This is a genomic window from Amycolatopsis sp. NPDC004169 (assembly GCF_040610315.1).
Classification (GTDB): domain Bacteria; phylum Actinomycetota; class Actinomycetes; order Mycobacteriales; family Pseudonocardiaceae; genus Amycolatopsis.
In genome coordinates, this window is the sequence record NZ_JBEXMD010000012.1 from 20,009 (window position 1) to 38,338 (window position 18,330).

The window sequence follows — 18,330 nt, forward strand, 5'->3', positions numbered from 1 at the left end:
ATGCCTCGGCTTAGCGATGGAAAGTCCGCATCCGTGCGAGCTAACAGAGACGCCGTGGTCGAGGCCAGGCTGTCTGGGCTGATCGGCTCGGCGATGCGCTAGGCATGCTGCTCGGCTACGCCGACACAACCGCGCCCGGGACGCGGTGTACGCAGTCGGCCGTGCCGCCCGGACCATCCGCCGGCCGAACTGGGCGCCGCGCTCCGGCCGGTGCTGGCCGGCAAGAAGGTGACCTCGCGCAAGGAAGCGATCCGGCTGCTCGCCGAGCACCGCGTGCCCGGCGCAGCCGACGAGCTCGCCGCACTGTGGGCGGACCTGCAGCTGCACCGCGACCTCCGCCGCGCCATCGTGTCGGCCGCGCACCGGCTGCTCGACGACGAACGAGCGTGGCAATGGCTCACCGAAGCGACCGGCATGACCGCGGTGGCCACAGCGGTGACCGAAGCCGCCCCGCCGACCATCGCCGAGCACCACCACCGCGCCTGCTACGGCGCGCTGGGGTGCCGCAGGTGGCGCGGTTAGCGAGCTGTTCAGCCCGGCCCGCATGGTGAGAGCGGCCGGTTCGGCACGATCGGCGGCGCTGTCGTCCTCGGCGACCACGGTGCCGTGTTGATGACGATCTCTGAAAGTCCCCACTCTCACTCTTTGAATTTCCCCAGCTGAGGCAATCCTACCCGGCATGTCGTTTGCGCTGGTCAGCGCGCCTGCAGAGACAGTTCGCGGTGTTGGTCATTGTGGACCGTTGCTGGAGGCCGGACGCTTTCGCTGGAGGACGTGGAGGCCCAGGCCCGGTGTGAGCAGGGGTGGTCGATCGGCGCAATCGCGCGCCACCTCGGCCGTGATCGCAAGACCATCCGCCGATATCTGTCTGGTGAGCGGGCGCCTGACCAGGTCCTTCTCACTCCACACTCGCTCAGCCATGGGCCTCCCTTGATCAGGAGCCCAGACTGTCAACAACCTCTGTCAGTTTTAGAAGTTCGATCAACCGCTCGACGGTCGGCGACTCCACAACTGACTTCTTAGTGAACTGCAGCAGCGTTCGCCTCCAGCCGGCTGCGCACCGAAACGATTACGGCACCAGAGCCGGCGTCAGCATGCAGGTCCGTGGACCCGGCACCTGGGCGCCGTCACGCTGAAGTGGCCTTCGTGGCAGACCCAGCAAATCGGGACGCGGTCCGCCCGGAGTAGGTCCGCCACCGCTGCGTCCGGGACGTCGGCCGCACAGATGCCTCGGGTCAGAGCGATGATCCGGCGCGTCGACATACTCCCGGCGTCAGCCGCCACCGCTGCGGGTGGCGTGCCCACGGCGGTCATGCCGGGACCGGGCTTTCCAGCGGGGTGCGGACCAGACGGTCGACCGCCAGCAGGCCCGCGACCGCCGCGCCCGCCGTCGCGCCCAGGACCCAGCGGACGCCCACCAGGTCGGCCAATGCCCCTGCGGCCAGCATCGTGACCAGCAGGATCGCCGCATACAGCGCTCCCGACGTGCCGACGATGCGGCCGCGGCTGGTCTCCGGGACCGTCAGCAGCAGCCACGTCTGCGTGCCCACCCAGGACAGCGTGAACGGCAGGCCAGACAGACCGAACACCACCAACGCCATGGCCGTCGAAGGCCACACCGCCAGCACCACGATCAGCGCGTTCGCGATGGCTGCCCCGGCCACCACCGGGAGCCGGTAGCCGAGGCGGCGGACCGTCACGCCGACGATCGGGCCCGCGATCACCGCCGTGACGGCGAAGGCGCTGTTGGCCGTGCCCATCTCACCCGACGTCGCGCCGATCACCCCCAGCATCAAAACCGGGAACAGCGCCGACAGCGGCCCCTCCTTGAGGGCGTCCAGCAGCTGCAGCAGGACCAGCCCGCGGACGCGGGCGTTGGTGCGCAGCAGCTCGCGCACTCCCCCGCCGGACCCGGTTTCCGCGCGGGCCGTCCGCCTCGCGCGGTCGCCCGGGAGTGCCAGGCTCAGCAGGAACGACACCGCCATCAGCACCGACATGCCCACGACCGTCCAGCGGAACCCGGCCCAGGCGATGACGAAGCCGCCGAGGGCCGGAGCGATCAGCCGGGTCGCGTTGGAGGCGAACGAATTGAGCCCGTTGGCTTCCGACAGTTCCTCGCCGCAGACGTAGGACGCGATGAGCACCTGCTCCGCCGGACCGTAGAACTGCTGGACCGTCGCCTGCAGGAAGACCACGGCCACCAGGCCCGGCCCCGACTCCGCGACGCCGAACAGCGCCACCAGCAACAGCACCCGGATCAGCAGGCCGGAACGGACGATGCGCAGGCGGTCGTGCCGGTCGGCCGTCGATCCCGCCAGTGCGCCGAAGGCGATGCCGGCCACTGTCGAGGTCGCCGCCAGGACGCTGGTCAGCAGCGCCGACTGCGTCAGCAGGTAGACGTGGACCGACAGCGCGATGCCCAGTGACCAGCCGACCATCGACGACACGAGGTTGATCACCCACAGCACCCGGAACCGGGGGTTGACGCGCAGCAGCCTCACAGCCGGCATCCGGCCATCGTCTGCGCGACCTCGCGCATGCTCTCTGCGTTGACGAAGTCGTCCATCCGCAGCTCGTAGCCCAGCCCGCGCAGCCTGCTGATCAGCTCCAGCACGGCCATCGAGGCCAGGCCGAGATCGAAGATGTCCAGGTCCGGCTCATCGAGCGGCCGGCCGGTGACGGCGGTGTACTCCCGTTCCAGGTCAGTGAACGCGCTGTCCACGGTGACTCCCTTCTCCTACGTCGTGGGCCAGGGCCCGGTAGTCGGTCTTGCCGGAGGCGGTCAGCGGCAGGCGGTCCACGGGGACCAGCCGGAACGCGACGTCCTCCATCGCCGAGGTGGCCCGGACGAATTCCCGGATCACGCGGGTGCCGGGCACCGCGCCGGGGTCGCGCGGCCGGCACGCGAGCACCACCCGGGGCGGACCGCCCGGGTCGCCGGTGTCCAGGAACGCGGCGCAGTCCTGGATTCCGGGGTGGGCCCGCACCGCCGCCTCCAGCCCGTCCAGCTCCACGCGCACCCCGTTGAGCTTCACCTGCCGGTCGCTCCGGCCGAGCACGGCGTAGACGCCCGGCTCGACCTCGACCGCGGTGTCCCCGGTCGCGTAGGCCGTGCCGTCCGGGTTGAACCCGCCGGTGCCCGCGGCTGCGCCCAGGTAGCCGCCGGCGACCTGCACGCCGGAGATCACCAGCTCGCCGGAGGGGCGCAGGGTCAGCGCGCAGCCTGCGGCGCCGCGCCCGATCGGAACGGGGTCCCACCGCTCGCGCTCGTCGAACGTCCAGTGGCTGACGTCGATCGCGCACTCGGTCGGCCCGTACATGTTGACGATCCGCGCGGCCGGCGCGAGCCGCTGCAGCGCCGACGCCGTGTCGCGGTCGAGCACCTCGCCGCTGAGGGCGACCATGCGCAGGCTCGGCACCGGGCCGGCCGCCGGGTCGCGCAGCGCGGCCCGCGCGACCGACGGGACGAAGTGGCACACGGTGACGCCCTCCTCGCGCAGCACCCGCCACAGGCCGGACCAACCGCCGTCCGCGCGGATGTCGAGGACGGCGGTGCACGCGCCATGCAGCCGAGGCCACAGGTACTCCCAAACGGACACGTCGAACCCACAGGAGGTCTTGGACAGCACCACGTCAGCGGGCCTGAGCGGGTATACGTCCTGCATCCAGGCGAGCCGGTTGCGCAGCGCCGGCCAGGTCGTCTCAACGCCCTTCGGCGCGCCCGTGGTCCCGCTGGTGTACATCACGTAGACCGGCGGCACCGGCGTCGTGTCGAGGCGTGCGACCGCGGCGCCGAGGTCCGGGACCGTCGCGTCCGGTACGGCCAGCCGGTGCGCCCCCAGCTCGGCGAAGGGCAGCGAGCGGGTGCCCGCCGGCCCGTCGCCCAGGACCAGGGCGACTTCGGCGTCCCCGCAAACGTAGGCGGTCCTTTCCACCGACCACGACACATCGAGCGGAACGTACACACAGGACGCCACGAGGGTGGCGAGGATCGCGACGTGCTGGTCGGTCCCGGGTGCCAGGCGTACTCCGACCCGGGAGCCCGGCGGCACGACCTGCCGCAGCCGCAGGGCGGCGGTGCCCACCACGGTCACGAGTTCGCGGGCGGTCAGGACGCGGGCGCCGTCCCGGATCACGGTCCGGCCGGGCTCGGCCGCCGCAGCGGCGCAGAGGGCCCGCCACAGTGTGGCCCCGCAGCTGGGCTCAGTCATCGCCGAGTCCCCCCACCGCGCGAACGGCGCCCCGGTAGGCGCGCACGGCGTCCGGCTCGCCGGCGAACCGGCCGTCGGAGTAGAGCTGCAGGTCGATCCGCCCGTCGGCCTCTTCGCTGCGGTTGAAGCTCGCCTCGAACGGGAAGTCGGTGCGCGACCAGTCGGCCACCTCCTCGAACGTGTCCACGCCCAGCCGCTGCGCGGCCCCGGCGATGCTGTGGAAGCTGTTGAACACGAACAACGACCGGGGCGCGGCCGCCGGCCCGAGCGTGCGGACCAGGTGGGCCAGCGGCACTCGGCCCCGCGTGGTCGCCGCCAGCAGGCCGGCGCGCACCGCGGCGGGCTCGGGGACGGCCCCGGTCCACGGCAGCGGGACGACGTTGAGGAACATGCCGCGCGCGTCGACGCCGTCCTCGACGGCGAGCCGGGTGTTGACCGTGACGCCGGTCAGCGTTCCCACCGCGCCCGGGAGCTCCCGCAACGCCGTCAGGTGCACGGTCAGCAGGACGGCCTTGAGGCCGGTGCCGGACGTCCGCGCCAGCTCTTCCAGCGCCGCGAACTCGGCACCGGTGATCGACAGTGTGGCGTGCCAGGCCGGTCCGGCGCCCGCCGGGCCCGGCGGCGCGGCGGCCTCGGTCCACGGGCGCAGCCGGTCCCGCCACCACTGGTTGTCCACCGTGGACTCGAGCATGGCGTCCTGCTGCGCGTTGTGGTGTCGCAGCCGGGCGGACGGCGGCGGGGTCGCCGCAGCCTGCCCGGTGCCGAGCGCGGCGACGTAGGTGTCGAAGAACTCGACCAGGTTGAGGTGCGTGCTCCAGCCGTCGGCGATCGCGTGCGGCTCGGTGATGGTGAACGCGATGTCCCGATCGCTCAGAACGTGCAGGGTGAACCGGGTCAGTGGCGCCGCGGTGAGCGACAGCGTCTTGGCGTTCTCGGCCGCGGCGAACCGTTCCAGCTCCGCATCCCGGGCGGCCGCGGGCAAGCCCCGCAGGTCGTGCACGGTCAGCACCGGCTCGGGCGCGTGGGCCAGCACGATCTGCATCGGCCGGGAGAACGTGTCGAGGTCCAGCACCGAACGGAACATCTCGTGCCGGTCCACGAGTGCCTCGGCGCATCCGGCGAACACCGCCGGGTCGACCTTCGGCACGGACATCCGTGACATGGCCACGTTGTGGTACGGCGGCACGTCCGCCGCGCCTTTGCGGCGCCGGGCCGAACCGAGCACCAGCTGAGCGGCCATCGCGGTCTGTTGCGCGGTCATCGGGAACGCGTCGACCGCCCCGGCGGGCACCCGGGCCCGGTCGGCGTCCTCGAGCAGCCCGAACGGGGGCACCCCGGTCCAGTGGTCGTCCGGCAGGTCGGCGGGGTCGGTGGCGACCTCGTGCGCGGTGGCGGTCACGACGCCGCTCGCAGACGGGCGTGCCCGGCAAGCACGTCCAGCCGGTCGTCGGCAAGCATGTCCCGCAGGCTGAGCTGCAGCCCCTCGCCGCGGGCGAGTGCGACGAACCGCACCGACGTGATCGAGTCGCCGCCGACCGCGAAGAACCGGCTGTCCGGGCCCGGCGGGTCGATCCCGAGAATTTCCTGCCAGAGCCGGCCGATGATCTGCTCGACGTCGTCGGCCTTCCGCACGACGAGGTGGTCGCCCAGCACCAAAGCGTCGACGTCGCTGCTCAGGAAGGTGCGCACCGCGTCCGCGGGCGAGCACACGACCGGCTCGCCACGCACGTTGAACGAGGTGTTGAGGACCACCGGGGTACCGGTCAGTTCGCGGAACCCGTCGATGATCCGCCAGTAGAGCTCGTTGTCGGCCCGCCGGACGACCTGGATGCGGGCCGAGCCGTCGACGTGCGTCACGCCGCCGAGCCGCTCCGTCCACTCAGGACGGACGTCGACGGTCTCCACCATCCAGAGGAACTCCGCCGGGTCATCGACGACGAAGCAGTCCTGGGTGTACTCCTCCAGCACGGCCGGAGCCAGCGGTCGGAAGTCTTCGCGGTGCTTGACCATCGCGTTGATGCGGTCGCGCATCTCCGCCGTGGACGGGTCGGCGAGGATGCTGCGGTTGCCCAGCGCCCGCGGCCCGTACTCCATGCGGCCTTGGAAGAGCGCGACCACCCGGCCGTCGGCGAGCAGCCGCGCCACCTCGGCGGCCAGTGCGGCGGGACCGGGCCGGGTCACCGTGGCGTCGATGCCGTTCAGCGCGGCCGTGACCTCGCCCGGGCCGTAGGCCGGCCCGAGGTAGGGCGGGCCCAGCCGCGGCGTTCGGCGGGCCGGGGCGGGCAGCTCGGGCAGCCGGGGGTCGGCGCGGTGCAGCACGGCCAGCGCCGCGCCGAGCGCGGTGCCGTCGTCTCCGGCGGCGGGCTGCACGAACTGGCGGCGGTACCACCCGGTCTCCCGGATCGCCTTGTTGACCACGCAGTTGAGCGCGACCCCGCCGGCAAGGCACAGCGAGTCCGCGCGCGGCCGCTCGACGGCCAGGAACCGCAGGACCGCCTGCTCCGTCGCCTCCTGGATAGCGGCGGCGAGGTCGAGGTGCCGCTGCTGCATCGGCTCCTCGGGCCGCCGGGCCGGGCCCAGCAGCCCGGCCAGGTACTCCAGTGACCGCGCGTAGGTGGCACGCTCCTGCGGCGTCCGGTTCAGGTACGTGAACGGTGTGCTGTAGGTGCCGTCCTCGCGCAGCCGGACGATCTCGGCCACCGCCTCGCGCATCGGCGCCGGGTTGCCGTACGGGGCGAGGCCCATCACCTTGTACTCGTCCATGTTCATCCAGAAGCCCAGGTGCATGGTGACCAGGCCGTAGGCCAGGCCGATCGAGTGCAGCCCGCGGATCTGCGCGGTGGTGCGGATCCCGTCGGCGTCGGCGCGGTAGAGCGACGTGCTCTCGAACTCGCCGATGCCGTCGGCCACGAGGACGTCGGCTTCGGGGTAACCCGAGCAGTAGAACGCGCTGGCGGCGTGCGCGAGGTGGTGGGCGACGGGGACGATCCGCATCGCGGGGTCCCAGGTGTGCTCGGCGTGCAGGTCGCGCGCCACCGCGTCGGCCGAGTACACCTCGTCGTACTCCTCGAGCGTGCCTTCGGTCTCGAAGAACGGCCGGTAGGGGGCGAAGTCGAAGTTGTGCGCGACGAACGCGACGTCCCGCGGCTTGATGCCGGCCTCGGCGAGGACGTAGTCCACGGCTTGGCGGGGGAAGCGGCCGGTGCCCTTGTCGCGGGCGAACCGCTCCTCGGCGGCCGCGGCGACGATGCCGTCCGGGGTCACCAGGGCTGCGGCCGAGTCCGCGCCCTGCGCCAGCCGGTACTGCCGGCGCTCCAAGCCGGGGAATTCCCGGCGCATGCGGGGTTCGCTGCGGTTCAGCCCGCTGATTCCCAACACGTACACGACAGATCTCCTTGCGGTCAGGGGGTGTCCGGGCCGACGAGCGCCCGCAGCACGGCGGCGTGGCGGTCGGTGACGCCGGCGAATTCGCCGGCGAGCCGGTCGAGGGAGGAGTGGTCGCCCGCCGTCGCGGCGGCCAGGACGGCGTAGCAGAGGCTGCGGCAGAAGCGGACCACCGGGCGGTAGGCACGGGTGGCCTCTTCGGCGGCGGTCGGGTCGCCCGCGAGCAGCAGCCGGATCCGGTCCAGCATCAGGCTCGAATGCTCGAATAGCACCCGGGCCGAGCGGTTGTCGTACTCGCGCTCGCCCGCGCGGGCGGCGGCGATCTCGTCCGCGAAGCAGTCCCACACGGCCAGCCCGTACACGCGGTCCCACGGTTCGCGCAACGCCCGCAGCGCGGCGGTCGGGTTTTCCGACCGCAGGTAGGTGCGGATCTCCGCGGCGACGAAGTCCCGGTCGAAGGCGAACGCGCTCTCCGGCAGGTACCGGTACATGACGAACTGACGGCACCCGCTGCCGAGCCCGCGGTGCTCCGCGAACGCCCGGTCCAGCGCGGCGGCCGGGATGGTGACCGAGCGGAAGACGGGGTTCTCGTCGTAGCCCAGGATGTCGACCGTGCCGGCTTCGGCGTCGAACCCGTGCACGAGCAGGTCGTGAGACATCCGCCGGCGCCCGAAGGCGTACCGGCGCGGGATGTGGTGCTCGTCGACGTTGAGGTAGAGGTACCAGCCCTGCGCCAGCTGCCGCGCGGCGAACCCGGACAGCCGCGAGCCGAGCAAATCGTGCATCAGCTCCGCGTCGGTCCGCATCGTTTCCAGGTGCGGGTTCGCCGCGTAGTCGAAGATGTAGAAGCACAGCGGCACCGGCGTGCCCGGCCGCCGGTCGTAGGCCAGGTGGATGAAGTTCGTCAGCGTCCACTCGACCTTCGCCGGGTCGCAGGCCTCGATGATCGACACCGGGAACGCGTAGAACTGGTAGGCGCGGGTGATGACGTCCTCGTTGACCGGCAGCCGGACGCGGGCGGCCGTCCCGGGCGCGGCGACGGCGGTCACGCGGTCCCCCGCACCAGGTCGGTCATGGCGACCGCGACGCTCCGGTCGCCGTCGTAGGGCTCCCGGCCGTGCGCGGCGAGCATGTTGTCCACGAACAGGACGTCGCCCCGCTCGTAGTCGAACCGCGAGGACGCGCGCCGGTAGCAGTCGCGGATGTGCGCGCACACGCTGTCGGGGATGCGCTCGCCGTCGCCGTAGCAGGTGTCGTTGGGCAGGCTGTCGTGCCCGAGCATGTCGGTGAGCACGGCGAGCGCGGCCGGCGGCAGCGTGCTCGGGTGGAAGAACGCGATGTGGTTGAACCACAACGATTCCCCGGTGTCAGGGTGCCGGTGGAAGGCCGCCCGCCGGGCCCGGGTCTGGAGCACGCCGTCGGGACGCCAGGTCGTGGTGATCCCGGCCGCGGCACAGTAGCGGTCGACCTCGGCGCGGTCCTCGGTGCCGAACACCTCCGGCCACGGCAGGCCGAACCCGGGCTGGTAGGTGCGCACGTGCAGCCAGCCGCGTTCGGCGAACTCAGCCCGTACGTCCGCGTCGAGCAGCCGGGTCACCTCGCGGATGTCGGCCAGCGGGGTGGCCCCGCCCCCGGCGGCCGGGACGCTGCAGTGGAAGAACAGCCAGCGCGGCCACGAAGCCTGGTAGGAGTTCTCGTTGTGGAAGAAGATCTCCTTGTCCTTGGCGTACTCGGTGGAGGTGTAGACGCGGCCGCCGAGCGATTTGCGCGGCGTCGAGCGCTCGGTGTACTCCAGCCGCTCGCCGCCAAGGGCGGCCACGACGGCGGCGAAGTCGTCGGTACCGTCGACGCCGAACCCGCGCAACAGCACCGCGCCCGCGTCGGCCAGTTCGGCCCGCACGCGCGCTGCGGCGGCTGCGGGCGGGGTGGTGCGCAGGTCGTGGCCGAGATCGCCGGGCGTCAGCGTGGCCGGGGTGGTGCGCAGGGGCAGGGTGGTCATGACCGGTCCTCGGAGTGGGGGGACGACAGGGCCGTGGCGAGCTTCCCGCGCTCGGTCACGGCGATTTCGGGGCCGACGGCGATCTCCGCGGGCACCGCGTAGACGGGGAAGAACTTGAGTAGGTACCGCCGCACCGACCGGGCGGTGACCGCCGGGCCGCTCGCGGCGACGTGCGCGGTGAGCCCGTCGGGCCCGGCGGCGACCGCGGCGGCGAGCACGCCGGGACAGTCCGCCAGCCGCGACTCGATCGCGGCCAGGTTGACCCGGAAGCCGTTCACCTTGACCTCGCGGCCGATCCGGCCGTGGTAGGTGAACAGGCCGCCCGGCCCGCAGGAGACGTGGTCCCCGCTGGGGTACCGGCGCTGCCCGGCCCGCACGGCGAACGGGGTCAGCACCCCGCGCCCCAGCGCGTCGGGGACCAGGTAACCGGCGGCGACCTGAGCGCCGGTGATGACGAGTTCGCCGTGCTCGCCGCCGGGATCGCGAGGGTACGCGTAGTCCGCGGGCAGCGGCGCCAGCTCCAGTCCGACGCCGGGCGGCGGTGTGCCGATGGGGACGTCGGCGCCGGTGAAGCCGTCAGGGACGGTGTAGCGGCAGCAGCCGACGGCTGCCTCCGACGGGCCGTACTCGTTGACGATCGCCGCCGCGGGGAACCGGTCGCGCCACCGGGCGAGGGCCGGCCCGCGCATCGCTTCGCCGCCCACCACCAGCACCGGGACGCTGGAGCGGGTGCCCGTCTCGGTCATCAGGCGGCAGGCGATGTCGAGCTGGCTGGGCGTGAGCTTGACGAACCCGGCCTCGTCGAAGGGCCGCGGGTCGGTCACGACGGCCAGCGGCCACCGCACCGGGTCGAGCACCGCGACGGTCCGGCCGGACACCAGCGGTCCCAGCAGGCTGGTCACGGTCAGGTCGAAGCCGAGCGAGGTGAACAGCGGCGCGCCGTACCCGCCGCCGTACTCGGCCATCGCCCACCCGAGGTAGGCCAGCACCGCCGACTCGGGCACGACGACTCCCTTCGGAGCGCCGCTCGTGCCGGAGGTGGCGATGACGTACGCGGTCGAGCCGGGCACGGTTCTTCTCGTCCACGGCTCGCGACTGGCATCCGCGACGATTTCGGCGGAGTCCGTCCAGCGCAGGCCGTGCGCGGTGTCCCGCCGGGCGCCGAGCACGACCGAAGCGCCGCAGAGCCGGGCGAAGGCGGCCACGGTCCGGTCCGGGGTGCGCGAGTCGACCGGGGCGTAGGCGGCGCCGGTCAGCAGCACCGCGACGATCTGGGTGATCGTCTCCGTCGTACCGGTGCCCTGCACGGGGACGACGGTCCCGGGCCCGGCGCCGTGCCGGCGCAGCGACGCGGCCAGCGCACCGGCATCGTCGAGCAGCTGCGGGTAGGACGTGCGCCGCCCGCCTTCGATCACCGCGTCCCCGCGCCCGGCGCGGATCGCGGCGACGAGTTCACGCGACACGGCCGGCCTCCGTGTGGCTTGCCGCGCGACCCATGGCGACGAGCAGGCGGCGTTCGCCGGTGAAAGAGTTGCGGGCGTGCGCCCGGCGCAGGTTGTCCAGCAGGACCACCCGGTCCTCGGCCCACGGCACGGTCTCCTCCAGCCGCGCGCACAGGGCGATCAGGGCGTCGACGGCGGTGTCCGGGATCGGCTCGCCGTCCCCGAAGGTGCAGTCCTTCGGGAACTCCTCCGGCGGCATCAGTGCGACCATCGATTCACGTACGTCGGCGTCCATGGCCCGGTGGTGCCAGTGCAGCACCTGCGCCACGAACGAGCGGCGGCCGCCGGGCACCCCGGCAACGGCGGCCCGGCACTGCTGGGTGACCAGTACATCCCCGTCCCAGCGCCACTGCGCGCCTTCGCGGGTGCAGGCGGCTTCGGCCTCGGCGCGGTCTTCGGTGCCGTACAGGGTCCGCCAGTCCAGTCCCAGGTCGCCGCCGAGCCGGCGGGTGTAGGTGACGCCGGCGTCCTCGAACCGCGTGCGCAGCCCGGGATCCATCAGGTCGTACACCGCAGCCATGTCCACGGTGGGGGTGTCCCCGCCGGTGGCGGCGCGGCGGGCGCAGGCGAACGCGATCCGCCGGGGCCACTGCGCGGCGAAGGTGTTTTCGTTGTGCCACAGCAGCTTCCGCGAGCTGGAGAACTCGACCGGCGTGTTGACGGTGCCGGTCGGGTCGTCGGTCACGTGGCGGTGTTCGGGATTGTCGCGTGAGAGCGGGCCGCACGCCCGCCCGGCCAGGTCCTGGAAGACGGCGGTGCCGGCCAGGCCGGGGCCGTCGAGGACGGCCCCGCCGTCGTGGTCCACGGCCGCGTCGACGTCGGGACCGTGGACCGGCCACCAGGCGCCGACCGGGCGGTCGACGGTGAACTGTTTCATGCTTTCTCATCTCCTTGCGGGCCGTCGTGCGCGGCGCGGTCGAGCGCGGCCAGCAGGGCCCGGCCCAGTGCCGCGGGCGCCGGGCCGGGCGCCCCGCGCCGGGCGGTGACGGTCAGGTGAGCCCGCCCGCCCGCCGCGGTCAGGCCGGCGGCCAAGTCGTTGCGGGCGACGGGCAGGGCGGTGTCGATCGGCGTCAGGGCCGCGCCGGGCACGGACCGCTGGTCGCGAACGTAGAACTTGCAGCTGGGACCGGTCGTCTCCGGCTCGGGCGGCAGGCCGGTGGTCAGGGCGAGCGTGGCCAGGGCGCCGATGTCGGCCAGCACCGCGCGGGCGGCGTCGGGCCCGGAGGTGCCGGGGTGGACCACGCTCAGCGCGCGCTGGGTCTGGAAGTAGCCGACGCGCTCGCGGGACGCCGGGTCGAGCACCCGCAGGTCGACGTCGATGTACGGCGTGAGGGCCCCCTCGCCCGCGTCCGCGGCGGCGGCCGCGCAATGCCCGACGAGCCAGCTGAACGGGGTGACGCCGTGGGCCCGTGCCCGCCGCTCGGCCGCGGCTCGGACGCCCGGGGGCACCTCGGCCCGCCACTGCGGGTCCGCCGTCTCCTCCGGCGCCGGCGCCGACGCCGGCGGTGGCGGCCGCAGCGGGCCGTCGGGCCCGGGTTCCGCGAGCTCGCGGGCCAGCGCCGCCCAGAACAGCTCCTCCGACCGGCCGTCCCACACGACGTGGTGCGCAACGCCGATCACCTGCCGCGCCTGGCCTGCGGGGCCGGTCAGGACGCCGAGCCGCAGCACCGGCCCGGTCTCGGCCGACAACGGCTCGGCGCCCAGCGCGGCGGCCGCACCGGCCACGGACCACTCCGGTCCGAAGCGGACGGTGGGCGTGGGGCCCGGCCCCGGGAGCCGGACGAGCGTGCCGTCGGTGTCGGGGCCGAACACCGTCCGGCACTCCGGGTACCGGTCCAGCACCCGGCCGAGCGCCCCGGCGACTCGACCGGGTGGCGCCGGAGTGGCGAGCGCGGCGGCGAAGGCGCACAGCAGCCGCCGGACCGGCGTGCCTGCCTGTTCCTCGTACCAAAGCCCGAACTCCTCGCGGGTCGCCCGGGTGACTACGTCGGACACGACTACTCCTTCGCCCGCTCGACGTGGCCGGCCACCGTGCGGAAGGTCGGGCTACGGAAGATCTCGACCAGCGGCAGCTCGACCCCGAACCGGATCCCCAGCTCGCGCACGAACTGGATGAACACGAACGAGTCGACGTCCAGCTCGAACAGGTTGTCGTCCGCGGCGGGTAGCCGGCCCGCCTCCGGCGCGACCCCGCGCCAGCACTCCTCGACCTCGGCGAGCACCGTGGTTCCCGGCATCAGCCGACCCCCTGTCCGACCAGCGTGCGCTCGACGCTCGGGCGGAGCTCGACGCCGCGCAGGAACTCCGCGGTGCGCTCGATGTCGTCGCTGAGCACGCGGTCTTCGTCCAAGCGCCCGACCAGGCCGCGGTAGGTCGCGTGCAGCGACCGGCAGTGCGCGGAGAGGACGAGGTCCGGTCGCAGGTCGACCGCCTGGCACGCGGTGAGCCACTCGACCGACAGAACCGTCTCGAAGTCGCTGACGACCTGGCGTAGCTTGAGCACCGCCGTGCCGCCCATGCTGACGTGGTCCTCCTGCAGCTGGCAGGTCGGGATGGTGTCCACGCTGGCCGGGTGGCACAGCGTCTTCATCTCGTTGACCAGCGCCGCCGAGGTGTACTGCACGATCATCAGCCCGGAGTTGACGCCCGGGTCGGTGGTGAGGAAGTCCGGCAGGCCGCGCCGCCCGGACAGCAGTTGGTAGGTGCGGCGCTCGGAGATCGAGCCCAGCTCGGTTACCGCGATGGCGAGCAGGTCGGCCGACATGGCCACCGACTCGCCGTGCAGGTTACCGCCGAACAGCGCGATCTCGTCGTCGGGGAAGAACAGCGGGTTGTCCGCGACCGTGTCGACCTCGTTGAGGATGGACGTTTCCGCGTTGTCGATGTGCTCGCGCGCGGCGCCGTGCACCTGCGGGATGCACCGGAACGAGTACGGGTCCTGCATCGACGGGACCGCGCTCGGCAACTTGGCATGGTTGCTGCCACGGGTGTGCTGGCGCAGTGCGCCGGCCACCGCGCCGCGCCAGCGGTTGCCCGACCGGCGGTGGTAACGCTCGTCGAAGAACCGCTCGGCGCAGCTGAACGCCTGCAGGCTCATCGCCGCCACCAGGTCTGCGGTCTCGGCCAGTGCGACGATCCGGCCCAGCTCCACCAGCGCCACCGAGGTGATGTACTGGGTGCCGTTGGTCAGCGCCAGGCCGTCCTTCGCGGTCAGCCGCAGCGGCGGCCAGCCCAGGCGGCGCAGCACGTCCGCCGCGTCGTGAACGCGGCCCTCGTACTCGACCTTGCCGCGGCCCAGCAGCGGCAGGGCCAGGTGCGAAAGCGGGGCGAGGTCGCCACTGGCGCCGACGGTGCCGCGTTCCGGAACGACCGGGTGCACGCCGTGGTTGAGCATGTCGACCAGCCGTTCGGCCACCGCGAGCGACACCCCGGTCTGGCCCGAGCGGAACGTCAGCAGCTTGACCAGCATCATCATCCGCACGACGGCCCGCGGGGACGGGCCGCCGACGCCGCACGCGTGCGAAAGGACGTGCCGCAGCTGCAGCTCGTGCTCGTCGCCGGCACGCACCCGCACGTCGGCCAACGCACCAAAACCGGTGTTGACCCCGTACACCAGGTCGGGGCCCGCCGAAAGCCGCTCCACCCAGTCCGAGGTCCGGGTGATCGCCCGCCGGGTGTCCTCGGAGAGCCGGATCTCGGTGCCCGGTGCGGACGCGGCCAGCAGGCTCGCGAGGGTCCACCGGTCGTCCGGCTGGATCACGAAAGTGGTCACTGGTGCTCCTGTCTCACCGGCGGGCCCGCGGGGCCGGCCGTCACTGTGCGGAGGTGGGTGGCGAAATTCCGGGCGAGGGCCGGATCGACCCGGCCGAGCACCCGGAATTCGAGGTCGTCCCCGGCCGCCGTCACGTAGACGGCGACAGGGTTGCGTGGCGGCGAGCCGGGAACCGCGACCCGATCCGGGACCGTGGTGGCGGGCGGGTGTTCGAGGACGACCACGGCGTCCCCGGGCGGGGCGAGGCCCTGGCCGGGCCGCAGCGCGCCGAAGCCGGGTGCGACCGCCGCGGCGTCGACGGCGTCGAGCAGGTCGGCGGCGATCCGCTTGCGCCGCTCGGCGCGGCCGTCCGGGGCGCCCCGGTCGACGACGACTGGCACGTCGACCACGAAGTTGCCGACCGCACGAGCCTGCTCGGGCGTTCGCAAGGACACCGGAACCTCCACGACGACCGCGTCCGCAGCTGTCGTCCGCAGCAGTGCTTCGGCGACGTGTTCGACGAGGACCACCGAGAGCCGCAGGTTTTCGCCGGCCAGCAACGCGTCCGCAGTGGACTTCGGGACGGCGAAGGGCTCCGGCTCGGCGAGGGCACCCGGCCCCGGGGCGAGGGTGCATGGGATCGTCCGCAGGCGGTCCTTGACCGACTGCCAGTACTGCTCGGCCGCCGGTGCGGGCGGCCCGGTGAGCACCGCGGGCGCCAGCGACGCCGAGCCCGCGTCCCCGCCGGCCAGCAGCCGGTGCAGGTCCGCGAGCAGCGTCGCGAGACCGATGCCGTCGCAGATGATGTGGTGCACCACGAGGAACACGGCCACCTCGGTTGCCGACCGCACGAGCACGACCCGCACGAGCTGGTCGCGGGCGATGTCGAACGGCCGGTACAGCTCCCGGCGCACCTCGGGCCGCGTGCTGTCGCCGGGGTCGCCGGCGACCGTCACCGTGCGGACGTCGACCGGGCGCGGCGGGTGCACCACCCGCTCCGGGCGCCCGGCGGCGGGGTAGCGCAGCCGGAGCTGCGCGGTGGTGCGCACCAGCCGCCCGGCAGCTTCGGTGACCGCGGTTTCCCCGATGGGGAGCTTTGCGCGGAAACCGGCGACCACGTTGGCCGAGCCGTCGGCCGGGAAGAGCTGGCTCCACGACCAGAGCGGCCGTTCCGCCGCCGTCAAGCCGGCGGAATGGTCGTCCGCGCCGGTGACCGGCCGCCCGGCGCGCTTTCTGTCGATCAGGGCCCCGAGGGCACGCGCTTTGGGGTGGCGCAGCACGTCGGCCAGCGTGACGGTGACACCGAACCGGCGGGCGAGGCCCTGGTTCAGGTCCAGGGCCAGCAGGGAATGCCCGCCCAGGGCGAAGAAGTCGGCGTCCGGCGACGCCTCCGGCAGCCCGAGCACGCGGGCGAACTCGGCGGCCACGTCCGCCTCGGTCTCGGTCGCCGAGGCTGCGCCCTCGGTCGTTGCCGCGACAGGACGGGGCAAACCGGCGTAGTCGACTTTCCCGGAATGCAACCGGGGCAGGGCGTCGACCAGGACGATCCGCTCGGGCGCGCTCGCCGCCGCCAGTAACGGCATGACGTCGGCCCGCAGGGCCTCGGCGGTACGGCCGGCCGCCACGGCCCACACCCACACCGCGGCTCCGCCGTTCTCCGCGCGGACGGCGGCGTCGGTGACGTACGGGACGGCACGGAAGGCGCGCTCGACGTCGTCGAGGTCGATCTTGACCCCGCGCCGCTTGATCGTGCGGTCGCGGCGGCCGGTGAGGCGCAGCAGGCCGCGGTCGTCGACGTAGCCGAAGTCGCCGGTCCGGTAGGTCCGCACGCCATCTTCGCCGGCTGGGAAGGCTTCGGCCAGTGCACCCCCGAGGCCGTAGCCGGCGCATAGGTGCGGCGACCGGATGATGATCTCGCCGGGGTCGGCCGCGGACGCGGTGGTCGCGCCGGGCGGCGGGCACACCGTCACCTCGCGGCCGGCGATCGCCCTGCCCACCGGCAGGTCGGGCAGGTCGAGGTCGGCCGGGGTGACTTCGTGCCACGTCGCCAGGACGCATTCGGTGGGGCCGTACTCGTTGGACAGCCGAAGCTTGCCACCCAGCGCGACGACCGCCCGGGCGAGCCCGGGATCGAAACGCTCGCCGCTGCACATGAGGTGGACCAGGTCCGGCGGCAGGCCGCGGGTGGCCGCCGCCGCGACGAGAAGGCGCAGGATCGACGGGGTCGTCTCGAAGTGCGTAATCCGGTGGGCGGTCAGCCAGTCCAGCACGCTGTCACCGCCGCGACGCACCTCGGGCTCGGCGACGACCCCGACCGCACCGGCCGCCAATGCCGAGAAGAGCTGGCTGTGGTGGGCGTCGTAGGTCGGTGCGGCCCAGACGGCGATCCGGGAATCGGGGCCCACGGCGTAGTGCGCGGTGAACTCGGCGACGTACTGGCCGAGGGCCGACCGCGCGAGCTGCACGAGTTTCGGTCGTGCGGTGGTGCCGGACGTCCGCACGGTGTAGGCGTACCGCGCCACCGGCTGTCCGTCCTCAACGGAGGATTTCGGGGCGCAGAACAGGTCCTCCGCGCGGACAACCGGCTCGCGGCGGGCGAAATCCAGGTCGGACACGGCGACGATGGCGTCCGGGTGCAGCGCGTCGAGGTGCGCGCCGAGCACGGCCGGATCCTCGCCCGCGTCGACGACGGCGAACTCGCGGCCTGCCAGGTGGCAGGCGACGAGGACGGCGGCCAGGCGCAGCGACTGCGTGCCGACGACGACGATCCGGGTGGCGGCACGCAGCCGGGGGTGTCCGCGCACGCCGTCGCCGAGCTCCGCCAGCCGGGCGCGGGTCAGCGAGCTGCGGCCGTCGGTGAGCGCCACGGCCTCCCTCGCTTGGCGCAGGTGATGGCGGAAACCGGCACTGACCTGCTCGTCTTCGGCAGCGCACACGGCGACGCCGGTGGGCGTGAATGCAGTAGGCATTGATCCTCAAGATTTCGCGGAGAACAAACCGAAAGGAGACGGGATGCGCGGTCGGACCCCAGATCCGGTGCCGATCCCGGCGTGCTCATCGATTCTTACTGCCGAGCGGCGGCGAAGACCACCACCAGCGCGGTAACCCACTCGAACGGCAGGCACGCTCATCACAACCGGAAGTCACTTCGCACTGCAGCACCCCCGAAAGGTCCAATCAGGCTACTCGTCTCCAGCTGGAAGAACACGCAAAGTTTCCGCGAACCGACAGGACGTCGAACGTCGGTAAATACTGCAACAATCGCAGATCCGGAAGGGGCCAAATGGCGGCTCGCCGTTCGGCCGGGCAGCGCGACACAAAGCCGAAAACGGACACGGTGACACCCCGCTCACCACGTCCAGCCGATGAACTTCACCGGCATTTCACCTGCAAACCAACTTCACGCACACTCGGTGGCAAAGTCACCGATACTGTTGCTAAGCTGCCGAGACGGGGGCTTCAGAGACGATCTTTTTGATCTTT

The 18,330-nt window shown here is 72.8% G+C and carries 15 protein-coding genes; 2 read left to right on the forward strand and 13 right to left on the reverse strand.

Going from position 1 to position 18,330, the window contains the following annotated elements:
• Window positions 1–210: 210 nt before the first annotated feature.
• Both ABZX11_RS18220 and ABZX11_RS18225 read left to right on the forward strand, forming a co-directional pair.
• Window positions 211–522, forward strand: coding sequence for a hypothetical protein (locus ABZX11_RS18220; protein WP_354914196.1), 312 nt, complete (start codon window positions 211–213; stop codon window positions 520–522).
• A gap of 210 nt (window positions 523–732) precedes the next feature.
• Entirely contained in the window at window positions 733–1,023 is a 291-nt protein-coding gene (locus ABZX11_RS18225; protein WP_303246959.1) for a helix-turn-helix domain-containing protein, read from the forward strand.
• A 287-nt stretch (window positions 1,024–1,310) separates the two neighbouring features.
• On the opposite strand, the gene ABZX11_RS18230 is transcribed toward ABZX11_RS18225, so the two are convergent.
• From ABZX11_RS18230 to ABZX11_RS18290, 13 genes are read right to left on the reverse strand one after another with little or no spacing between them, the layout of a single operon-like run.
• Window positions 1,311–2,510, reverse strand: a complete 1,200-nt coding sequence (locus ABZX11_RS18230) for an MFS transporter (RefSeq protein ID WP_354914198.1) — start codon at window positions 2,508–2,510, stop codon at window positions 1,311–1,313.
• Complete coding sequence (locus ABZX11_RS18235) at window positions 2,498–2,722, reverse strand: acyl carrier protein (protein WP_354914200.1); 225 nt, start codon at window positions 2,720–2,722, stop codon at window positions 2,498–2,500. Before ABZX11_RS18235 ends, ABZX11_RS18230 begins: the two co-directional genes overlap by 13 nt.
• Window positions 2,703–4,211, reverse strand: a complete 1,509-nt coding sequence (locus ABZX11_RS18240) for an AMP-binding protein (protein ID WP_354914202.1) — start codon at window positions 4,209–4,211, stop codon at window positions 2,703–2,705. The genes ABZX11_RS18235 and ABZX11_RS18240 overlap by 20 nt, the downstream gene beginning before the upstream one ends.
• Entirely contained in the window at window positions 4,204–5,610 is a 1,407-nt protein-coding gene (locus tag ABZX11_RS18245; RefSeq protein WP_354914204.1) for a condensation domain-containing protein, read from the reverse strand. Before ABZX11_RS18245 ends, ABZX11_RS18240 begins: the two co-directional genes overlap by 8 nt.
• Window positions 5,607–7,595, reverse strand: coding sequence for a carbamoyltransferase C-terminal domain-containing protein (locus ABZX11_RS18250; protein WP_354914206.1), 1,989 nt, complete (start codon window positions 7,593–7,595; stop codon window positions 5,607–5,609). Before ABZX11_RS18250 ends, ABZX11_RS18245 begins: the two co-directional genes overlap by 4 nt.
• Window positions 7,596–7,612: 17 nt before the next feature.
• Complete coding sequence (locus ABZX11_RS18255; RefSeq protein ID WP_354914208.1) at window positions 7,613–8,644, reverse strand: hypothetical protein; 1,032 nt, start codon at window positions 8,642–8,644, stop codon at window positions 7,613–7,615.
• A complete protein-coding gene (locus ABZX11_RS18260; protein ID WP_354914210.1) occupies window positions 8,641–9,594 on the reverse strand; it encodes a TauD/TfdA family dioxygenase in 954 nt (317 codons plus the stop codon). The genes ABZX11_RS18255 and ABZX11_RS18260 overlap by 4 nt, the downstream gene beginning before the upstream one ends.
• A complete protein-coding gene (locus tag ABZX11_RS18265) occupies window positions 9,591–11,057 on the reverse strand; it encodes an AMP-binding protein (protein WP_354914212.1) in 1,467 nt (488 codons plus the stop codon). The genes ABZX11_RS18260 and ABZX11_RS18265 overlap by 4 nt, the downstream gene beginning before the upstream one ends.
• The gene (locus ABZX11_RS18270) at window positions 11,047–11,973 is read right to left on the reverse strand and encodes a TauD/TfdA family dioxygenase (RefSeq protein ID WP_354914214.1); all 927 of its coding nucleotides are present in this window, start codon (window positions 11,971–11,973) and stop codon (window positions 11,047–11,049) included. The genes ABZX11_RS18265 and ABZX11_RS18270 overlap by 11 nt, the downstream gene beginning before the upstream one ends.
• On the reverse strand, window positions 11,970–13,091 hold the full coding sequence (locus tag ABZX11_RS18275; protein WP_354914216.1) for a hypothetical protein: 1,122 nt from the start codon (window positions 13,089–13,091) through the stop codon (window positions 11,970–11,972). The genes ABZX11_RS18270 and ABZX11_RS18275 overlap by 4 nt, the downstream gene beginning before the upstream one ends.
• A gap of 2 nt (window positions 13,092–13,093) precedes the next feature.
• Window positions 13,094–13,333, reverse strand: coding sequence for an acyl carrier protein (locus ABZX11_RS18280; protein ID WP_354914218.1), 240 nt, complete (start codon window positions 13,331–13,333; stop codon window positions 13,094–13,096).
• Window positions 13,333–14,868 carry a histidine ammonia-lyase gene (hutH, locus tag ABZX11_RS18285; RefSeq protein WP_354914220.1) on the reverse strand — a complete coding sequence of 512 codons (1,536 nt, stop codon included), beginning with the start codon at window positions 14,866–14,868 and terminating at the stop codon, window positions 13,333–13,335. The genes ABZX11_RS18280 and hutH overlap by 1 nt, the downstream gene beginning before the upstream one ends.
• Window positions 14,865–17,816 carry an AMP-binding protein gene (locus ABZX11_RS18290; protein WP_354914222.1) on the reverse strand — a complete coding sequence of 984 codons (2,952 nt, stop codon included), beginning with the start codon at window positions 17,814–17,816 and terminating at the stop codon, window positions 14,865–14,867. The genes hutH and ABZX11_RS18290 overlap by 4 nt, the downstream gene beginning before the upstream one ends.
• Window positions 17,817–18,330: the final 514 nt, after the last annotated feature.

Bases quoted from the DNA above. Each gene is read 5' to 3' on its own strand.
- ABZX11_RS18270 (WP_354914214.1), bottom strand. From the start codon at position 11,973: ATGAAACAGTTCACCGTCGACCGCCCGGTCGGCGCCTGGTGGCCGGTC.
- ABZX11_RS18290 (WP_354914222.1), bottom strand. From the start codon at position 17,816: ATGCCTACTGCATTCACGCCCACCGGCGTCGCCGTGTGCGCTGCCGAA.
- ABZX11_RS18280 (WP_354914218.1), bottom strand. From the start codon at position 13,333: ATGCCGGGAACCACGGTGCTCGCCGAGGTCGAGGAGTGCTGGCGCGGG.
- ABZX11_RS18260 (WP_354914210.1), bottom strand. From the start codon at position 9,594: ATGACCACCCTGCCCCTGCGCACCACCCCGGCCACGCTGACGCCCGGC.
- ABZX11_RS18240 (WP_354914202.1), bottom strand. From the start codon at position 4,211: ATGACTGAGCCCAGCTGCGGGGCCACACTGTGGCGGGCCCTCTGCGCC.
- ABZX11_RS18230 (WP_354914198.1), bottom strand. From the start codon at position 2,510: ATGCCGGCTGTGAGGCTGCTGCGCGTCAACCCCCGGTTCCGGGTGCTG.